The sequence below is a fragment of the Acidisphaera rubrifaciens HS-AP3 genome (assembly GCF_000964365.1).
Lineage (GTDB): Bacteria > Pseudomonadota > Alphaproteobacteria > Acetobacterales > Acetobacteraceae > Acidisphaera > Acidisphaera rubrifaciens.
Genome location: NZ_BANB01000806.1, coordinates 1 through 1454, shown reverse-complemented (window position 1 = coordinate 1454; position 1454 = coordinate 1). Strand labels below are relative to the sequence as shown.

2 protein-coding genes are annotated in these 1454 nt (G+C 74.2%); both read left to right on the top strand.

Annotation, left to right across the window (positions count from 1 at the left end):
- The coding region (locus B8460_RS17975) for a L,D-transpeptidase family protein (RefSeq protein WP_048862995.1) at positions 1-310 on the top strand (310 nt) is incomplete at its 5' end.
- Positions 307-1454: cytochrome P450 (locus B8460_RS17970; RefSeq protein ID WP_048862994.1), on the top strand; the 1148-nt coding region annotated here is incomplete at its 3' end. The genes B8460_RS17975 and B8460_RS17970, both read left to right, overlap by 4 nt.

Genomic DNA, 1454 nt, shown 5'->3' with positions numbered 1-1454 from the left:
CGTGCCGGTCGAGCCGATCGCGCCGACCGACGGGTGGTGCGACGACCCGCGCGATGCCGCCTACAACACGCCGGTCACCCTGCCCTACGACGCGAGCCACGAGGCGCTGTGGCGGGCGGACGCGCTGTACGACGTGATCGGCGTGCTCGGCTGGAACGACGCGCCGGTCGAGCGCGGACGCGGCTCGGCGATCTTCCTGCATGTCGCGCGGCCCGATTACGCGCCGACCGAGGGGTGCGTGGCGCTGGCGGCGGAGGATGTGCGCGCGGTGCTCGCGGCGGGGCTGACGGCGATCGAGGTGCGGGGATGAGCGGCGGCTTCGACTTCGCCGATCCGGCGTTCCGGCGCGACCCGTATGCCGCCTATCGCCGGCTGCGGAGCGTGGCGGCGGTGCTGCGGGTGCCGGGCGGGCCGGTGCTGCTGTCCACCCATGCCGGCTGCACCGCGCTGCTGCGCGATCCGCGTTTCGGCCATGGCGAGGGCGACGACCTCGACCCCGCGCTGGAGGACGAGCCGGCGGTGGCGGCGCTGCGGCGGATGATGCTGGTGCGCGACCCGCCGGAGCACACGCGCCTGCGCGGGCTGGTGAGCAAGGCCTTCACCGGCCGCCGGATGGAGGCGCTGCGCCCGCGCATCGAGGCGGTGGTGGACGCGCTGATCGACGACGTGATCGACGCGGGCGGCATGGACGTGATGCGCGACTTCGCGCGGAAGCTGCCGGTGATCGTGATCTGCGACATGCTGGGCATCCCCGAGGCGGACCGGGCGCCGTTCCTGTCGGACACCACGCTGCGCGGCCGGCTGCTCGATCCGGTGCCGATCACGCGGGCGGAGCTGGATCAGGCGAACGCGGCGCAACTCGCGACGCAGGCGTATTTCACCGGCCTGTTCGCCTATCGCCGCGCCAATCCGGGCGACGACCTGACGACGGCGCTGCTCGCCGCGCGCGAGGCGGACGACGCGCTGAGCGACGAGGAGGCGCTGGCCAATATCGGGCTGCTGTTCGTGGCGGGGCACGAGACGACGGCGAACCTGATCGGCAACGGGCTGCTGGCGCTGCACCGCCATCCGGACCAGCTCGCGCGGCTGCGGGCCGACCCGTCGCTGATGGCGAACGCGGTGGAGGAGCTGCTGCGCTACGACAGCCCGGTGCAGCTGACGGGGCGGCGCGCGCTCGCCGACCATGAGATCCTCGGCCACACCGTGCGGCGGGGGGAGCAGGTGATCGCGCTGCTGGGCGCGGCCAATCGCGACCCGGCGGCCTATGCCGGCGATCCGGAGACGGTGGACGTGGCGCGGCCGGGGGTGCGGGCGATCAGCTTCGGCGGCGGCATCCACCACTGCCTCGGCGCGCAGCTCGCCCGCATCGAGGGGGAGATCGCGTTCCGCCGGCTGCTGGCCCGCCTGCCCGACCTGCGGCTGACCGCGCCGGAGGAGGTGGAATGGAAGCCGAC